The organism is Nitratireductor aestuarii (genome assembly GCF_014641695.1).
GTDB classification, from domain to species: domain Bacteria; phylum Pseudomonadota; class Alphaproteobacteria; order Rhizobiales; family Rhizobiaceae; genus Chelativorans; species Chelativorans aestuarii.
Genome location: NZ_BMIF01000003.1, coordinates 289,419 through 306,102 on the forward strand (window position 1 = coordinate 289,419; position 16,684 = coordinate 306,102).

The 16,684-nt window shown below is 61.6% G+C and carries 14 protein-coding genes, 1 tRNA gene and 1 pseudogene; 10 read left to right on the forward strand and 6 right to left on the reverse strand.

The annotated features are described in order from the left end of the window. Window positions 1-137 precede the first annotated feature (137 nt). Both IEX27_RS07540 and IEX27_RS07545 read left to right on the forward strand, forming a co-directional pair. On the forward strand, window positions 138-1,430 hold the full coding sequence (locus tag IEX27_RS07540; RefSeq protein WP_188720331.1) for a L,D-transpeptidase family protein: 1,293 nt from the start codon (window positions 138-140) through the stop codon (window positions 1,428-1,430). Window positions 1,431-1,436: 6 nt separating this feature from the next. Beyond that, the gene (locus IEX27_RS07545) at window positions 1,437-1,670 is read left to right on the forward strand and encodes a sulfurtransferase TusA family protein (RefSeq protein WP_188720332.1); all 234 of its coding nucleotides are present in this window, start codon (window positions 1,437-1,439) and stop codon (window positions 1,668-1,670) included. A gap of 42 nt (window positions 1,671-1,712) precedes the next feature. On the opposite strand, the gene IEX27_RS07550 is transcribed toward IEX27_RS07545, so the two are convergent. Next, window positions 1,713-2,840 carry a D-alanyl-D-alanine carboxypeptidase family protein gene (locus tag IEX27_RS07550; RefSeq protein WP_188720333.1) on the reverse strand — a complete coding sequence of 376 codons (1,128 nt, stop codon included), beginning with the start codon at window positions 2,838-2,840 and terminating at the stop codon, window positions 1,713-1,715. 154 nt (window positions 2,841-2,994) lie between these two features. On the opposite strand from IEX27_RS07550, the gene IEX27_RS07555 reads away from it, so the two are divergent. Both IEX27_RS07555 and IEX27_RS07560 read left to right on the forward strand, forming a co-directional pair. Then, entirely contained in the window at window positions 2,995-4,161 is a 1,167-nt protein-coding gene (locus tag IEX27_RS07555; RefSeq protein ID WP_188720334.1) for a M20 aminoacylase family protein, read from the forward strand. Window positions 4,162-4,242: 81 nt separating this feature from the next. Beyond that, a tRNA-Arg gene (locus tag IEX27_RS07560) sits at window positions 4,243-4,319 on the forward strand. 14 nt (window positions 4,320-4,333) lie between these two features. Here IEX27_RS07560 and IEX27_RS07565 read toward each other — a convergent pair. The 3 genes and pseudogenes from IEX27_RS07565 to IEX27_RS07570 all read right to left on the reverse strand — a co-directional run bounded on the left by IEX27_RS07565 (window position 4,334) and on the right by IEX27_RS07570 (window position 7,928). Beyond that, window positions 4,334-6,253 (reverse strand): hybrid sensor histidine kinase/response regulator, encoded by a 1,920-nt coding sequence (locus IEX27_RS07565; RefSeq protein ID WP_373869869.1) that lies wholly within the window; start codon window positions 6,251-6,253, stop codon window positions 4,334-4,336. Between the two features lie 429 nt (window positions 6,254-6,682). Continuing rightward, window positions 6,683-7,204: pseudogene (locus IEX27_RS21660) on the reverse strand (PAS domain-containing protein); the annotation flags it as partial. Window positions 7,205-7,250: 46 nt separating this feature from the next. Beyond that, complete coding sequence (locus tag IEX27_RS07570; RefSeq protein ID WP_188720336.1) at window positions 7,251-7,928, reverse strand: GntR family transcriptional regulator; 678 nt, start codon at window positions 7,926-7,928, stop codon at window positions 7,251-7,253. Window positions 7,929-8,019: 91 nt separating this feature from the next. Between IEX27_RS07570 and IEX27_RS07575 the strand changes: the two genes are divergently transcribed. The 6 genes from IEX27_RS07575 to IEX27_RS07600 are packed head-to-tail and all read left to right on the forward strand — an operon-like array spanning window position 8,020 to window position 13,472. Next, entirely contained in the window at window positions 8,020-8,538 is a 519-nt protein-coding gene (locus IEX27_RS07575; protein WP_188720337.1) for a TRAP transporter small permease, read from the forward strand. Further along, on the forward strand, window positions 8,535-9,824 hold the full coding sequence (locus tag IEX27_RS07580; RefSeq protein ID WP_188720338.1) for a TRAP transporter large permease: 1,290 nt from the start codon (window positions 8,535-8,537) through the stop codon (window positions 9,822-9,824). Before IEX27_RS07575 ends, IEX27_RS07580 begins: the two co-directional genes overlap by 4 nt. 30 nt (window positions 9,825-9,854) lie before the next feature. Then, the gene (locus IEX27_RS07585; protein WP_210315508.1) at window positions 9,855-10,868 is read left to right on the forward strand and encodes a DctP family TRAP transporter solute-binding subunit; all 1,014 of its coding nucleotides are present in this window, start codon (window positions 9,855-9,857) and stop codon (window positions 10,866-10,868) included. Beyond that, entirely contained in the window at window positions 10,865-11,863 is a 999-nt protein-coding gene (locus IEX27_RS07590) for a C-terminal binding protein (RefSeq protein ID WP_244630268.1), read from the forward strand. Before IEX27_RS07585 ends, IEX27_RS07590 begins: the two co-directional genes overlap by 4 nt. Window positions 11,864-11,896: 33 nt before the next feature. Next, window positions 11,897-12,544, forward strand: a complete 648-nt coding sequence (locus tag IEX27_RS07595) for an RraA family protein (protein WP_188720339.1) — start codon at window positions 11,897-11,899, stop codon at window positions 12,542-12,544. A gap of 4 nt (window positions 12,545-12,548) precedes the next feature. Then, entirely contained in the window at window positions 12,549-13,472 is a 924-nt protein-coding gene (locus IEX27_RS07600; RefSeq protein WP_188720340.1) for a sugar kinase, read from the forward strand. A gap of 58 nt (window positions 13,473-13,530) precedes the next feature. On the opposite strand, the gene IEX27_RS07605 is transcribed toward IEX27_RS07600, so the two are convergent. Both IEX27_RS07605 and IEX27_RS07610 read right to left on the reverse strand, forming a co-directional pair. Further along, window positions 13,531-14,973: a UdgX family uracil-DNA binding protein gene (locus IEX27_RS07605; protein WP_188720341.1), complete on the reverse strand. Its 1,443-nt coding sequence runs from the start codon at window positions 14,971-14,973 to the stop codon at window positions 13,531-13,533. Continuing rightward, the gene (locus IEX27_RS07610; RefSeq protein WP_188720342.1) at window positions 14,970-16,199 is read right to left on the reverse strand and encodes a putative DNA modification/repair radical SAM protein; all 1,230 of its coding nucleotides are present in this window, start codon (window positions 16,197-16,199) and stop codon (window positions 14,970-14,972) included. The genes IEX27_RS07605 and IEX27_RS07610 overlap by 4 nt, the downstream gene beginning before the upstream one ends. Window positions 16,200-16,684 lie beyond the last annotated feature (485 nt).

The window sequence follows — 16,684 nt, forward strand, 5'->3', positions numbered from 1 at the left end:
CTATTCTTGCGCGCCGTTGGACTTCGATGTTAGATCGACTCAGAATTGGGTGCTTCGAGTAACACTTTATCAAGCATGTGGGTTCTAACTGGGGAGCCAGCCGCTGGCGGGCGGGCAATTGGACCAGCAGGTAGCGTATGAAAAACCGCATTGCACGTGCTTTCATCCTTTCCGTGGCTCTTGCTACGATAGCGGGATGTAGTGGAGGCACCCTCGAAGATATCGCTCCCAAGAAGGCGCAGCGTCAGCTGCCCTCCAAGATCGTTGCCGAGATGAGCGCCAAGGGGATGAAGAAAACGTCCCCCATCCTCATGCGCATCTTCAAGGAAGAGAGCGTTCTTGAGGTCTGGAAGCAGAAGAACAACGGCAAGTTTGACCTGATCGCGAGCTACGAGATCTGCAAGTGGTCGGGCGAGCTGGGACCGAAGTTCCTGGAAGGCGACCGCCAGGCGCCGGAGGGCTTCTACACGGTCACGCCCGCGCAGATGAACCCGAACTCGTCCTATCACCTGTCCTTCAACATCGGTTTCCCGAACGCCTACGATCGCGCCAACGGTCGCTCGGGCGTGCACCTGATGGTCCACGGCGATTGCTCCTCTGCCGGCTGTTACTCCATGACGGATCCGCAGATCGAGGAGATCTACGCCTTCGCACGCGACGCGTTTGCGGGTGGCCAGGCTGCTTTCCAGATTCAGGCCTACCCGTTCCGCATGACGCCGAAGAACATGGCCCGCTACAAGGACGATCCGAACTTCGAGTTCTGGAAGATGCTCAAGGTTGGCTACGACCACTTCGAGATCACCAAGCAGCCGCCGAAGGTTGATGTCTGCGAGAAGCAGTATCAGTTCAACCGCATCCCGGCTGAGGGTCACACTTTCCGTCCGACCGAAGCCTGCCCGCCATCGAGCGTGCCGGAGTGGCTGTCTGTCCGCTACGAGCAGCACAAGAAGGAGCAGGACAAGGAGTTCACCCGCGCCCAATCCTTCTGGGCTGGCAGCGCCGAACCGCCAAAGCCGACGATCTTGGGTTTTGACGAGGCAAAGCTGGTCGCAGACTGGTCGCGTCGCCGCGCCCGTGGCGAGAAGGTTGCGGCCCGTCCGCCTTCACTGCCTTCGCCGACGGCCATAGCCAAGGCTGAACCTGCAAAGACCGAGCCCGAGGCTGCGCCGGCGCCTGTTGCTGTTGCGGCGAACCCTGCGCCTGTCGCTGAACCAGCGGCTCCGGTAGCCTTTGCGACGCGACTGCAGCAGGCCAAGACTGCAGCAGCCCCGGCCGCTGCAGACCCGGCGCCAACGGCAGTCTCGAGCATCCCTTCGCCAGCTCCCAGCACGGAAGAGCAGCAGGAACTTGCCGCAGCCATCGAGCAGCAGAAGGCGCCGCAGCGCCGTTCAGCGTTTAGCGGTCTGTTCGCGCGCATCATGGGCAACTGACGGCTGATGTCTGAAGCTGAGGTCTATGATCTGAGGGGGCTCAAGTGCCCCCTGCCTGTTCTGAAGGCGCGCAAGCGGCTGGCGGACATGCAACCCGGATCACGCATCTGGCTCGAGACCACGGACCCGCTGGCGGTGATCGACATCCCCGCCTTTTGCCAGCAGGAGAACCACAAGCTTGTGGAAACCGCCACGGTTGCTGGCGGTCACCGTTTTCTCATCGAGAAGTCCAGGGGCTGAAGCCAGTAACGCTTCGTGCATGGCCAGCGGCCGTGCGACGGTTCAACCGCCCTGACCATAAGCGAGCGGAGTGTAGTCCGGACGCGGCGTAGGCAGCGGAACATTGACCATCTGGCCGATGGCAACCTTGCCATTGGGCTTCACGGCGGCAACGCCGCTGCTGAGCAGCCCAACCTGCACGAGACGGGGTTCGCGCGTCATTGGAGACATGTGCGGTGAACTGAAGACGAGACGACCCTGCTTGTCGCGCTTCTCGCTGCGCTTGGCTGCAGCTTCCGCCGTGCAGATCGACTTCGAAATATCATAAGGGCCGGACACGTTTGCGGTGCGCTGCATATTTGTGATCGGCACGCCGGACCCGCCACCACGCTTGAACCCTTCGGCCAGAAGGGCGGCAGCGGTCTCCGCGCGCTCCGTCTGCGACAGCGAGCCAAGCACGACCACCGCCAGCGTGCGGCCGTTGCGCGTCGCAGTGGAAATCAGGTTGAACCCGGATGCGCAGATGTAGCCGGTCTTCATGCCGTCTGTGCCCGGGAAGCGCCCGACGAGCGGATTGCCGTTCGGCATCTTCGACTTGCCCGACTGGATGCCCTCGATCGAGAACAACCCGGCGTATTGCGGGAACTCGGTGCGGATCGCGCGCGTAAGGATCGCGAGATCCCGCGCGGTCGTATACTGCTGCGGTGTATGCAGGCCATGGGCGTTGACGAAGTGAGTGTCCCGCATGCCAAGCCGTCCGGCTTCGGCATTCATCCAGGCGGCGAACAGCTCTTCCGAGCCAGCGAGGCTGTCCGCGATCGAGCGCGCCACGTCATTCGCCGACTTGACCATGATGATCTTGAGCGCCGTCTCCAGCGTCAGCTGCGAGCCCACCGGATATCCCATCTTGGCAGGCGGAAGCTTGGCCGCCGCTGCTGTGATCGTGATCGGCGTCTGCAACATTGCATCGCCGTTCTGGATCATGCGAAAGGCCACATAGCCGGTCATGAGCTTGGTGAGGGAGGCGGGATGCCAGCGGGTAAAGGCATCTTCCTGGGCGATGACCCTGCCGGATCCGACATCCATGAGAAGATACGGACCTGCACTGGCTGAGGCGGACATGACGAGCGCGACAGCGCCCGCAATAAGCAATTTGGCCCATACCGGCCGCTTCAGGTCTACGATATTCATTGGATACACTTCCTGTCTCGTAAGGCCCAGAGTGGCGTCGCCCAATTGTCTGTTCCCATGACAATGTTCCTGCTATTTAAAGCTTGTGACGGTAAGATGGCAAGCAAGGGACCTGCGACAGCGGGACCACAATTGCGTGTGCAAAGGACTTTTCATGGCTCTGGTAGCTGACATTGCTGATCTCCACGACGAAGCGCGGCGTTGGCGCCACATGCTGCACGAGAAGCCTGAACTACTTTTCGACGTGGAGGATACAGCGAGCTTCGTTGCCGACTCGTTACGGGCCTTCGGCTGCGATGAGGTCGTTACCGGACTGGGCCGCACCGGCGTCGTTGGCGTGATACGAGGCTCCAGGGGTCCGGGGGACGTCGTCGGTCTGCGCGCCGACATGGATGCGCTGCCCATCGAGGAGCAGACCAATCTCCCTTACCGCTCGAAGATCCCGGGTCGGATGCATGCCTGCGGCCATGACGGCCACACGACCATGCTGCTTGGAGCCGCCAAGCATCTGGCACGAACGCGCAATTTTTCCGGTTCTGTCGCCGTGATCTTCCAGCCTGCGGAAGAGGGCGGCGGCGGTGGCCGCGAGATGGTCAACGAAGGCATGATGGAGCGGTTCGGCATCAACACCGTCTTCGGCATGCACAACATGCCCGGAATACCGGTGGGCAGCTTCGCCATTCGCCCGGGCCCCATCATGGCAGCGACAGCCGAACTCGAGATCACCATCATCGGCAAGGGCGGCCACGCGGCCATGCCACACACGACGATTGATCCGATCATCGTCGCCAGCCAGATTATTACTGCACTTCAGACAGTCACCTCCCGCTCGACGGACCCTACCGACGCGCTGGTCGTCTCGATAACGAAGCTCAATGCGGGCGACAGCCATAACATCATCCCCGAGCGTGTTTCCATGCTGGGCACGGTTCGCAGCCTGCGCCAGGAAGTGGCGGCCGCCGCCGCGGAACGCATTCAGGCTCTGTGCACCGGCATTGCGTCGGCCTATGGCGCGGAAGCAATGGTTGACTACACACCAAACTACCCGGTGACCTTCAACGATCCGGCCCAGACCGCACTGGCTGCAGAGGTCGCGGCGGACGTGGCCGGTGCCGGGCAGGTCGAATCAAACGTTGCGCCGATCATGGCGGGAGAGGACTTCTCCTACATGCTGGAGGAACGCCCCGGCGCGATGATCTTCATCGGCAACGGCGACAGCGCTGACCTCCACAGCCCGTATTACGACTTCAACGACGACATCATCCCCTATGGCGTGAGCTATTGGGTGCGCCTTGCGGAAAGAGCGCTGGGCGCAGGGTGAATTCCTTGCACCTGCCGCCCATGTTCGAGTAAAACATCTTGGCGAACGGCGGCGGGCACGCTATGTGTGCCGCACCTTTTCGGTCCCGTAGCTCAGTAGGATAGAGCACCAGATTCCTAATCTGGGGGTCACAGGTTCGAATCCTGTCGGGATCACCACCACCCGCTGAAAATCACCCCACCTGTGCGCCCATGACCTTGGCGATGGCTTCGGCGAGGCGGCGTTGGTCGTAGGGCTTGCCGATGCGTTCGATCTCGCGCCCCGGCACTTCGAGACCGTCGCCATAGCCGCTGGCGATAATGATCGGCATGTTGGGTCGGAGCACCTCGATCTCGGCGATCAACTGGATGCCCGTCATGTTCGGCATTGCCTGGTCGGTGATCAGTAGATCGATATCCGGACGCGACTTGAACTTTCTTAGAGCGTCCGAACCTGAGTGCGCTTCGATCACGTCGTGTCCGAGATCCTCCAGCATTGCAGCAGTGTTCATGCGGATCAGTGGGTCGTCATCGACGGCGAGGATCGTAAGACGGGACTTCACCGGGGGCGTTTCCTCGTGCGCCGGGGCGGCGGGTTTCGTCTTCTCGCAGTCGGAGACCGGCAGCCACAGGATGGCGCTCGTTCCCTGACCGACATCGCTCACCAGCTCGAACGTTCCGCCCAGCTGCTGCGCCATGCCGTGGACCATGGAGAGGCCGAGGCCGGTGCCCTTGCCGACGCCCTTCGTGGTGAAGAAGGGCTCGGTGGCCCGGCGCACCGTCTCGCTGTCCATGCCGGTGCCCTTGTCCCGGACCTCGATCCGGACATAGCTGCCCGGCGCCAGCCCTGTCGCAGAGCCGGCCTTCACGTTTTCGCAGCTGCCTTTGATCACGATGGGACCGCCCGCGGGCGTTGCGTCGCGCGCGTTTACGATGAGATTGAGGAGCGCCATTTCGAGCTGATTGGCATCGGCGTGGACGGCCGGCAGCCGAAGCGGGAAGCGTGTGGTGATCGGCCATTCCGGACCGATCGACCTCTGCACCAGGTCATTCATGCCGGAGAGGAGCTCGGCCACGTCAACGCTGTCGACGTTGAGCTCCTGCCTGCGCGCAAAGGCGAGCATGCGCTGGGTGAGTGTTGCGCCCCGCTGCGCGCCTTCGAGTGCATTGTGGAGCAGCCGTTCCGATACAGGGTCGGCCGGTAGCCGCTTGCGCAGGAGCTCCAGGCTGCTCATGACGGCCATGAGCAGGTTGTTGAAGTCGTGGGCAATGCCGCCCGTAAGCTGGCCGATCGCTTCCATCTTCTGGCTGTGGAACAGCGCCTCGCGCGCCCGCTCGAGCTGGCGCTGGGACTCCTCGCGCTCGGTAATGTCGCGGGTCACACTGGCAAAGCCGATGGGTCTCCCGTCGTCGTCGCGAATGGCGTCGATCACCACGCTTGCCCGGAAGCGCTCCCCGTCCTTGCGAACGCGCCACCCATCCGCAAGGAATCGCCCTTCCATGCGAGCGATTTCCAGCGCCTTGCAGGGTTCTTCCCTTTCGCGGTCTTCGTCGGTGTAGAAGCAGGCATAGTGCTGTCCGATGATCTCGTTCGGCTCGTAGCCCGTGATGCGGCGCGCGCCTTCGTTCCAGCTGGATACGTGCCCCTCCGGATCGAGCATGTAGATGGCATAGTCAGTGACGCCCTGGACCAGCCTGCGGAACTGTTCACGGCTTTCAGTCAGCGCCTCTTCGACTTCGCGCCGCTCCGTTACATCGCGACCATAGGCATAGACGAGCCCGTCATCCTTCGTCGTATGCCATTGGAGGCGATGGTAAGTGCCGTCCACGGCCCGCAAGCGGTTCTCGTAGTTGGTAAGCTCCCGGTCGTTCAGCGCATGTCGCAGGGCCTCGGTGCTGGAGGCAATGTCGTCCGGATGCATGAAGTCGCTGAAATGCCGACCGATTGCCTCCTCGACCGGATGACCGAGAATGCGGGTCCAGGACGGGCTCACTGAACGAAAAATGCCATCCGAATCAATGATCAGCATGAGATCACGCGAAACGCTCCAGAGCCGGTCAGCCCGGCGCCGTTCGTTGCTGAGCGCAACCACATGCGCCAGCGCGTTGCCGATCTGGCCGGCGATGAGCCGGGCGATATTCAGCACATCCTGATCGTCTGCGCGATAGGGATTGAGGCTGAGGATGAGCGACCCTGCGGTGGTTTCGCTGCCAAGTGCCGGGATGCCGATGGCAATCGCGCGCACAGGCGGGCTGTCCCAGTCACCAGAAGGCCACGTCTCGCCCGCCGGCAAATCGAAGATTCCTCCGTCTACATCGAATGTCTTCGGCAGCATTTCGCGCATCGCCTTGATGATCGAAGCGTCATCTTCATGTAGCGAATCGCCCGCCAGCTGGAGCGCCACAAAAGGAAAATCCTTTTGGTTGGATGCGAAGACCGAACGCACCGCCCCATGAAGACTGGCCCTGTCGGTCACCGTTGCAAGTGCGTTGCCAAGCTGTCGCAGCGTTTCCAGCCGGCGCTCGCTGATCACACGTGCGGTCTCTTCCGTGACCACGCAGAGCAGCCCGCCGACCGAGCCGTCGAACTGGAAAAGCGGGCTATAGGAAAAGCTGTGATAGGTTTCTTCCGGGTAGCCGTTGCGTTCAAGCAGCAGGAGCAGCGCCTTGTTCCAGGTGCCTTCACCGGCTTTCACCCGCTCAACCTGATCGGCCACATCGGCATAGACCTCCGACCAGACCTCGTGCAACGGCCGGCCCAGGGCATCAGGATGCTTGATGCCGAGCGTTGGAGCATAGGCGTCGTTGTAGAAGAAGCGGAGATCCGGCCCCCAGCCAATCCACATCTCGAAACGCGAAGTCAGCAGCATGCGCAACGGGATTTTCAACGCATCGGGCCAGTCCTGAGGCTCGCCAAACGGCATGTCAGCCCAGTTCCGGCCGCGCATGACTCCGGCCATGAGGCTGTTGCCGGGGAAAATGTCAGCTAGTTCGTTGTTCAAGATGCGCGGCTTCCGGTTTGAGCTTGAGGCGCGATCAACGCTCGGCCCGGAAGTTGGTTGCATCAGCGAAGCCCGCCATGAAAGGCGACCGGCAGTTCAGGCGTTCGCGCTATTTGAGTGACGTCGGCGCGATGTTCTCGTTCTTGATGCGCCAGTAAGAACCTTCCTTGAGACCGATGTGGCCTTCGAGCAGGGCGAGGCCCTTTTCGATGTCCCCGGCTGCAGCCGCTTCCGTGATCTCGAAATGCTCGCGGAAGCTCTTCGCCATGTGGTCCGGTTCCGCGCCGATGTAGGTTCGCAGTGCCGCCATCCGGCCCGAAATCAGCCGGTAGCTGTCGCGCAGGAACCGATTGTGGCAGTGCTCGAACAGGCCTTCGTGAAAGGCACTATCCTGCCGCAGATATTCGGCGGTGTCATTGGCCTCCCGTGCCTTCAGCATCGCTTCGCAGATCGCCGACCAGCGCTTGATCAGCGCTTCACGGTCATTGGCAACGGCCATGCGGAAGGCGGCTCTCTCCAGAACCGTACGGCAATCGCAGATTTCCACATATTCGTCGGCCGAGAGCTGGAAGACGAAGGTGCCCCGTTGTGGCCGCACCACGACCAGCCCCTCCTGTTGCAGGCGGGCGAGGGCCTCGCGAACCGGCGTCCGGCTTATCCCCAGTTCCTCCGCCAAAGTGATTTCCGAGAGGGCTGAACCGAAGCCGTGCCGCCCCTCGATGATTTCGGTGCGGATGATCTCAAGGGCTCTTTCCGTCAGCGATTTGGACCGTTCGATAACAGCCATGGGCGTGATGAATCCTCAGAACGCAGAAAACCGTCTTGCGAATGTGATATCAACTTGTATGTTACATGCCAGCAGTTTTTTGGAGGAACATGTGACTCTCCCACATTCGCAAGGTCGATCGGTGGTAGCATCGATCGACCGTACGATCATACGCATAAACGGCTGGGTCATTGGCATCATGCTGATGGTGATGCTTGCCCTCGTTTGCACCAATGTTGTTGGACGTTACTTCTTCCTCTACTCCTTCGGCTGGATCGAGGAAGTCTCGCGCTACCTGATGATCTGGATCGTGTTCCTCGGCGCTGGCCTCGCGCTGCGAGAGGGGATGCACGTCGCGGTGACCCTGTTCGCCGACCTGTCCATGGAGCTGAAACCTGCATTCAAGTGGGCTGCCTGGATCCTGACCTTCCTCTTCTTCGCCGCGCTCGCCTGGTACGGTTACAAATACGCCATGTTCGCTGCACGCCAGCGTTCCACCATGCTCCAGTTGCCCATGTGGACCATCTATCTGGCCGTGCCGATCGGCTCGGTCATGTGCATCGTCCACATGGTTCTGGACCTGCTGAACCCGAAGAAAGATGCTGAAGAAGCTGTCGAGGTGGCAGAATGAGCACGATCCTGTTCGCCGCCTTCGTTGTCATGCTTGTGCTCGGCGTACCCGTGGCAGTCGTCATGGGTGGCGCGTCACTGCTCGCTATCCTCTATGAGGGTCGCTATCCGGGCCTGATTATCGCCCAGCGCCTTTTTGCGGGTATCGACTCCTTCCCGCTGATGGCGATCCCGTTCTTCGTGCTGGCTGCTGAGCTGATGACGGGCGGCAAGATCACCGATGGGCTTCTCTCGCTCGCCAGCCAGATCATCGGACGCTTGCGCGGTGGCCTTGGCCACGCCAACGTGCTGATGTCGATCTTCTTCTCAGGCATCTCCGGGTCAGCCCTGGCGGATGCAGCAGGCCCTGGTGCCGTCACCATCCAGATGATGCGCAAGGCCGGCTACAGCGTTGAATATGCTGCTGCGGTCACGGCCTCCTCGGCGCTGATCTCCTCCATCATTCCGCCCTCGATCATCATGGTGATCTATGCGCTGTCGGATAATGCGGTGAGTGTCTCCGCGCTGTTCGTGGCTGGCATCGTCCCGGGTGTCCTGATGGGCCTGTCGCTGATGATCACCAACGGTTACCTTGCATGGAAGCGCGATTTCAAGGCAGGTGAGCCGCGCAAGCCCTGGGGCCAGTTTATCCGCGAATCCGGCACGATCCTTGCCGCGCTGCCGCTGCCCATCATCATCGTTGGCGGTATCCATTCTGGCGTCTTCACGCCGACCGAGGCATCCGCTGTCGCCGCCGCCTATGCGCTGATTGTCACGAAATTCGTACTGCGCAGCCTCACCTGGAGCCAGCTGCCGCGCATGTTCGTCCGTGCCGGTCTGATGACTTCGGGCGTGCTGATGATCGTGTCGACAGCCTCGGCCTTCGCCTGGCTGCTGACCGTTCTGCAGGTGCCGCAGGCCATCACCACGACGATCACGTCGCTTGGCCTTCCGCCCGTCGCGCTGCTGCTTGCCATCGCCGTGTTCCTGCTCGTGGCGGGCCTCTTCATCGACACGCTGCCGGGTGTCCTGCTCTTCGTTCCGATCGTGGCGCCAGTTGCCGATGCCATGGGCATCCACCCGATCCAGACGGCTCTCGTCGTGATCCTTTCGCTGACCATCGGCATGATTACGCCTCCGGTGGGCGGTGTTCTTTTCGTGGTGTCGGTCGTTGCGCGCATTCCGCTCACGCGGGTCGTCTCGGCGATCCTGCCATTCCTTGCGGCTGAACTTCTGGTTCTGCTGCTCCTCATCCTGGTTCCTGCCGCCTCGCTGTGGCTGCCGAGCCTCTTTGGATACGTTCGTTAAACTTCAACCCGTAGGGAGGATGACTACCCAATGAAGATGATCAAAACCCTTGCCGCTACCATCGGCCTTGCTGCCTTCACGATGGCCGCAATGCCCGCGATGGCAGAAACCACCATCAAGTTCGGCCACTTCCAGCCCGGCCGCATGGACCAGCCGAAGCACGCAGCTGCGATGGCCTTCAAGGCCTACGTTGAAGGTGCGACCGCCGGTGAGCTCAAGGTCGAAATCTACCCGGCCGGCCAGCTCGGCAACGAGTCGACCGTGATGGAAGGCCTGCAGCTCGGCACCATCGAGATGGCCGTTGTGCACGATGGCGGCATCGCCGGCACCTATGCGCCGGTCGAAGTCTTCTCGCTGCCTTACGCTTTCCCGAACCAGCAGGTTGCATGGAAGGTGTTCGATGGTCCGTTCCGCGACAAGTTCGCTGAGCAGATGCTGAACGAGACACAGATCCGCCTGATCGGCTTCGCCGACAACGGCCTGCGTCACTTCACCAACAACAAGCGTCCGATCAAGGCTCCGGCCGACCTGCAGGGCCTGCGCATGCGCGTTCAGCCGAGCCAGGTCTACGTTCGTCTGATGGAATCGCTCGGCGCCAGCGCCACCGCGATCTCCTGGGGCGAGCTGCCGACCGCTCTGGCTCAGGGCACGGTTGATGGCCAGGAAAACGGCGTGACCAACATTCTCGCAGCCAGCCTGTATGAAAACCAGAACCACGTCACGCTCGACGGCCACGTCTACAGCGTGCACGCCTACATGGTCAGCGACGCCTTCTGGCAGCAGCTGACGCCTGAGCAGCAGCAGGTTGTAAAGACCGGCACCGAGATCGCCATCGGCATCCATCGCGGCATGACTGCTGCGCAGGACATGAACGCCGGTTCGATCCTTGCCGAGAAGGGCATGACCGTTACGACCCTGACCCCAGCAGAAGTCGCTGCATTCCGTGAGCTGGCTCAGCCGGCAGTGCGCAGCTACCTCGAGGAGCAGGTTGGCGCCGAGCTCGTGAACGATCTTCTGACCGCCATCGAGGAGGCCGGTAAGTGATTGCTGCCGATGCCATTGGCAACAGCGAGGGCGGCCGGTCTCCGGTCGCCATCGTTGTGGATGCTGGCTACGACCAGCACACGATCGAGGAAGAAATTCTTCGGCCCTTCGGTTTTCAGGTGATCGAGCGTGCCTGCCATGGCGATGCCGCTGCCGTCGTCAAGGCGGTGGCAGGTGCGGATGCCGTGCTGGTGCGCGAGAGCCCGATCACCGAGGAAGCGCTCGACGCCATGCCGAACTGTCGGGTGATCGTGCGCTATGGCGTCGGTGTGGACAATATCGACCGCGATGCCGCCGCGCGCCGCGGCATCTACGTCGCCAATGTGCCGGACTACGGTGTGGAGGAGGTGAGCGATCAAACGCTGGCGCTCTTCTTCGCCGTTGTCCGCCGCGTTGCGACCCGCGACCGTGCGGTTCGTGAGGGCGCCTGGAATGTGTCCCGATCCGAACCCATGTACCGCATCGCTGGCCGCACGCTGGGCATCATCGGCTATGGCCGGATCGGTGCCGCATTCCACCGCAAGTGCTCGACCCTTGGGTTTGCACGCACGCTGGTGCACGACAGCAATGTCCATGAGCTGCCATTCGGCGCCGAGCATGTCGAGCTCGACGAGCTGATCGAGCAGGCGGATGTGATCTCGCTGCATGTGCCGCTGCGCCCGTCGACCCAGCACATCATTTCTCGCGAACGCATAGCGCGGATGCGTCCCGGGACGGTCGTTCTGAACACGTCCCGCGGCGGTCTGATAGATGAAGAGGCCCTAGCCGAGGCCCTGCACAGCGGGCATCTCGGAGGCGCGGGCATCGACGTCTATTCCAAGGAGCCGCCGCAGCGCGACCATCCGCTCTTTACGACGCCCAATACGGTCCTGTCGGACCACACCGCCTGGTATTCCGAGGCGAGTGTAAGCGAACTTCAGACAAAGGCCGCGCAGGAAGTCGCGCGTGTCTTTTCGGGCGGTGAACCCCTTCACTGGGTCAACCGCTGGTCCTGACTTCCAACCACCAAGGAAAGGATTCCAAGAAAAATGGATAAGAACCTGATTGAAGCATTCCGCCGCGTTGCGACGGCCTCGGTGGCAGACGCAGTCGACAAGATCTGCGGCAAGAAGGGGTACCTCGATTCCGCGATTTGTCCGCGCACGAGTGAACGTAAGATTGCCGGTCCTGCCGTGACCGTGCTCGAAGGCTCGACCGAGGAGTTCGTTCCGCCGACCCACGCGCTGGAACTGATCGACGCAGCCGAGGAAGGCAGCGTCATGGTCATCTCCATCGGCGGCAACTCTGAAGTTGCTGTCTGGGGCGGCCTGATGACCGCTGGCGCCGTAGCCAACCGTCTCGAAGCCGCCGTTCTGGACGGCGCAGTTCGCGACATCACGGAAATCAAGCGCGACTTCGGCTTCCCGGTCTTCGCTCGCGCCGCTTCCCCGGGCACGACGCTCGGTCGCTTCAAGACGCTCGATTCGATGGTTCCGGTCACCATCGGTGATGTTACCATCAATCCGGGCGACATCGTCGTTGGCGATGTCGACGGCGTAGTTGTCGTGCCGAAGGAAAAGGCCGAGGAAGTGCTGGCCATGGCTCAGGAAATCGACCAGCGTGAAGCCGAGCAGGCCAAGCTGATCATTGCCTCCGGCTCCCTCAAGGAGGGGCTGGCGAAATACGGACGGATCTAACCTCATGACGAAGCAATCGCCGGATATTGTCTGCCTGGGTGAACCGCTGGTCGAGTTCAACCAGATCAATGATCAGGGGCACTACCTGTTCGGTCATGGTGGCGACACCTCCAACTGTGCCATTGCGGCTGCCCGCGCTGGTGCATCGGTGGGCTACATCACCGCACTTGGGCAGGATGAATTCGGTGACAGCTTCATGCGCCTGTGGGCTGAAAACGGTGTCGACGCGAGCCAGGTCTCGCGTCGCGCCGATGCCCACACCGGTGTCTATTTTGTCACCCATGGCCCGGACGGACACGTCTTCTCCTATCTGCGGGCGGGCTCTGCTGCGAGCCGCATGACACCGGAGCAGCTGCCGCGCGACTACATCGCCGGTGCACGGGTGCTGCACGTCTCCGGGATTTCGATGGCAATCAGCGCATCTGCCGCTGACGCGGTATTCGAGGCAATCGAGATCGCACGAAACGCTGGCGTCCTCGTCTCATTCGACACGAACCTGCGCCTACGCCTCTGGCCGATCGAACGTGCCCGCGCGATCACCGAGGCGGCCATGAGGAAGTGCGACATCGCACTGCCGGGCCTGGAAGACGCAAACCAGCTCATCGGCGTCTCCGATCCGGACGTGATCGCCGATCACTACCTGGAAGGTGGCGCGAAGGTCGTGGCGCTCACACTGGGCCAGGAAGGTTGCCTCGTGGCAACGCCGGATGAGCGCCGCCGTGTGGCGGGTATCAAGGTCAAGGCGGTCGATGCCACGGCTGCAGGCGACACCTTCGACGGCAATTTCCTGGCGGAATACCTGCGCCACGGCGATCCGTTCGAGGCCGCCCGCTTCGCCAACGCAGCCGCTGCACTCTCCACGCAGGGTTATGGTGCAGTTGCGCCGATGCCCCGCCGCGAAGAGGTCGAAGCCGCACTGAAGGGTTGATATCCTTCCCGGAACCGGGAAAATCTTGCACCGCAATCCTTCCGGGTTGCGGTGTTTTTTATGCGGCAGCCACCCTCGTCACGGCCTGCATCGCTGCTGCGATGTCGGCGGCGAGTTCAAGGCGGATCTGCGCCTGGCGGGCCTTCTGCTGTTCGCGCAGGATGAAGGAAGGGTGCCAGGAGATCAGAACCGGTCCGCCATGAAGACCGGTTTCGATCGTTCCGCGTCGCCGTGACAGCGGGCCGCCATTGCTGGTTAGTGCGAAGGCGGCTGAGGCACCGAGCGCCATCGTGATCGTGGGCTTCACCATCCCGAGCTCAAGCCCCAGCCACCAGCGGCAGCGTTCGATCTCGCCGCGGTTGGGGTTCTGATGGATGCGCTTGCGCCCGCGCGGCGTGAACTTGAAGTGCTTCACCGCATTCGTGAGCCAGACGGTTGATGGATCAAGCCCAGCATCTGCCATGATACCGTGTAGCAACTGTCCAGCCGGACCGACGAAGGGGCGGCCTGCAAGATCCTCTCGGTCGCCCGGCTGCTCGCCGACGATCATGATCCGGGCATTCGGGTTGCCTTTGCCCCAAACCGTCTGGGTCGCTGCCTCACATAGACCACAGCGTTGGCAATGCCGTGCCAGACGTTCGGCTTCTTCAAGATTGGAAGGCATCTCGTCTGGCAGCGCGAGCTTCTCGCGGTAGCGCGTCGACACGGCCGCAGCTCCACGGCGCGGTTCGCTCGCGCCAGCCTCCCGCATGCGCTGAACGCGCTCTTCGGCATCCGCCAGCATGGAAGGGATGAGGCGGGTCTCCGGCAGGTTCTTCCAGTATTTCTGCGGCATTTCCGAGCGCATGGCATCGAGCTTGATGCGCGCCGGATTGAAGATATTGGCGAAGTATGTGGCCCAGAGCGCCTCGGAAGCGTCGTCCGGCAGGTCAGGCTTCGAACTGCCAGGCTCGAAGGTAAGTCGTCCCCCATGGAATCGGGCGGTGAGCCCCGGCGTGGCAATCAGCCAGTCCATGTCCGCGAAGCGCTTGGCGAAGAAATCCGCACCAGGCTCAAGCGTGTTGTGTTCGGGCTCGAACCACGCGCCGAAGCTGCGGCGCTCGCCTTCGGTCGGAAGCTCGCGAAAGCGGACAAAAGCGTGCATCTTGTGGATGTCGCGCCCAACAGACTTCGCCATGACACCAAGCCTGCGACCGAGCGGATCGGCTTGAGATAGTGCTGCTCGCTCACCCTTCGCGAGCCGCCACAAAGCTTCGTAGAGAAAAGAAAAACGCTCAGGTGCCGAATGCCAAACCACGGAACTCGCTATGCGGATGAATTCCGGCGGCACATGAACCGCTTCCACCCCGGGTTCTGAGGGCAGGGACTGGTCCCCGAACAGATCATCGCCGCCGTTCCACGTAATCTTGTGAGGCGGAATGCCATGGCTGATGGCCAGGCGGGCAGCATTGCGCCAAGCCTGCCACACGCCGAGCTGCGGCAAGGTGACGGAATAGGTCATAGCAGCGTCAGCTGCTCTGGCGGAGGAGTGAAGCGGGCCCGCAGACCAGGGCTGTCTGTCAGCTGCCCCGGTGTCCAGTCAGGCGTCGTGATGAACGGCCGCGCCTTTTTCATCGATGCGCCGATGCGGATCAAGTCACCGAACCTGAGCAGTGCATGGCGCCGCGACTCGATGATGCGGTCGACGGTACGGACCCCGAACCCGGGAACCCGTAACAGCAGCTCGCGCGGCGCCACGTTGATGTCGAGCGGGAACACGGCCCGCTGCTTCAGTGCCCAGGCAAGCTTTGGATCCAGGTCGAGATCGAGATGGCCCTTGCGAGTTCCGACGGCAATTTCTTCGGATGAGAAGCCGTAGTAACGCATCAGCCAGTCTGCCTGGTAGAGCCGATGCTCGCGAACCAGCGGCGGCTTGATCAGGGGCAGGGCGGACGAGGCGTCCGGAATGGGACTGAAGGCGGAGTAATAAACGCGCTTGAGCTTATAGCCGCTATAAAGCCGCGTGGCGGTGTTGAGGATCGACACGTCGTCGGCCCCGTCCGCACCGATGATCATCTGTGTGCTCTGGCCGGCAGGCGCAAACCGCTGCGACCTTCTGCCGGTATAGGTTTTTTCCTTCGCGCCTTCGCTTTCCACACGCACCTGCGCCATGGCGGCGCGGATCGTTTCCGGCCGCTTCTCCGGAGCAAGCTGCCTGAGACTTGCGTCCTGTGGCAGCTCCACGTTGATCGAAAGACGATCGGCCCAAAGCCCCGCCTCCTTGATCAATTCGGGCGAGGCATCCGGGATGGTCTTGAGGTGGATGTAGCCCTTGAATTGGTGCTGCTGGCGCAGCGTCCGCGCGATGCGCACCATGTCGGCCATGGTCTGGTCGGGTGAACGAATAATGCCGGAGGAGAGAAAAAGGCCTTCGATATAGTTCCTGCGATAAAACTCCAGCGTCAGCGTCACGACCTCTTCGACCGAGAACCGCGCCCGCTCCACGTTGCTCGACACGCGGTTGATGCAATAGGCGCAGTCGAAGATGCAGAAGTTCGTCATCAGGATCTTGAGCAGCGAGATGCACCGCCCGTCCGGCGTATAGGCGTGGCAGATGCCGCTGCCGCCGCTGGACCCGATGCCGCCGTTGGTCGAGTTCCGTTTTTCGCCGCCGCTGGACGCGCAGGACGCGTCGTACTTGGCTGCGTCTGACAGGATCGCCAGCCGTTCTTTCAACGTTCGCTTCATGACGATGTTCTATAGTTGTTCTCATCAGAGAGTGCAACCATCGGCAGGCAGCTAGGTTCCCCAGCCAACTGAACAACGATTGTTCATTTCGCTGAAACACACCAAGATCATTCACCGAACACATTATCTGCCGCTTGCCAATTCATGTTCCGGGCGCTATGTGCAGCTGCGGTAAGGCACTCACTTTATTGGCCTTATCCTGTTTCTGGGGGCAAATATTTTGTCTTTGAGCGTGCGCGGTACCGTCCGAGTGTGCAAGGTCATGCTGGCTAAGGGGTTGCCCTTAAATCGCCGCAACTGGCAACTAGCTCCCCCGCCACCACCGGGGCAGTGAAGGGGAGAATTTGATCTCTGATTGTATCATCAGGAATCATTAATTGAGCATCTCCGCCTCAACCTTTTCTCGTTCATGTCATTCATAGCACGGCGACTTATGTCGTTCGCCAAACTGCACTTCCTTAGAAAGTAGGAGCTCAATGCACCGT

Bases quoted from the DNA above. Each gene is read 5' to 3' on its own strand.
- IEX27_RS07540 (WP_188720331.1), top strand. From the start codon at position 138: ATGAAAAACCGCATTGCACGTGCTTTCATCCTTTCCGTGGCTCTTGCT.
- IEX27_RS07545 (WP_188720332.1), top strand. From the start codon at position 1,437: ATGTCTGAAGCTGAGGTCTATGATCTGAGGGGGCTCAAGTGCCCCCTG.
- IEX27_RS07550 (WP_188720333.1), bottom strand. From the start codon at position 2,840: ATGAATATCGTAGACCTGAAGCGGCCGGTATGGGCCAAATTGCTTATT.
- IEX27_RS07555 (WP_188720334.1), top strand. From the start codon at position 2,995: ATGGCTCTGGTAGCTGACATTGCTGATCTCCACGACGAAGCGCGGCGT.
- IEX27_RS07570 (WP_188720336.1), bottom strand. From the start codon at position 7,928: ATGGCTGTTATCGAACGGTCCAAATCGCTGACGGAAAGAGCCCTTGAG.
- IEX27_RS07580 (WP_188720338.1), top strand. From the start codon at position 8,535: ATGAGCACGATCCTGTTCGCCGCCTTCGTTGTCATGCTTGTGCTCGGC.
- IEX27_RS07585 (WP_210315508.1), top strand. From the start codon at position 9,855: ATGAAGATGATCAAAACCCTTGCCGCTACCATCGGCCTTGCTGCCTTC.
- IEX27_RS07595 (WP_188720339.1), top strand. From the start codon at position 11,897: ATGGATAAGAACCTGATTGAAGCATTCCGCCGCGTTGCGACGGCCTCG.
- IEX27_RS07600 (WP_188720340.1), top strand. From the start codon at position 12,549: ATGACGAAGCAATCGCCGGATATTGTCTGCCTGGGTGAACCGCTGGTC.
- IEX27_RS07605 (WP_188720341.1), bottom strand. From the start codon at position 14,973: ATGACCTATTCCGTCACCTTGCCGCAGCTCGGCGTGTGGCAGGCTTGG.
- IEX27_RS07610 (WP_188720342.1), bottom strand. From the start codon at position 16,199: ATGAAGCGAACGTTGAAAGAACGGCTGGCGATCCTGTCAGACGCAGCC.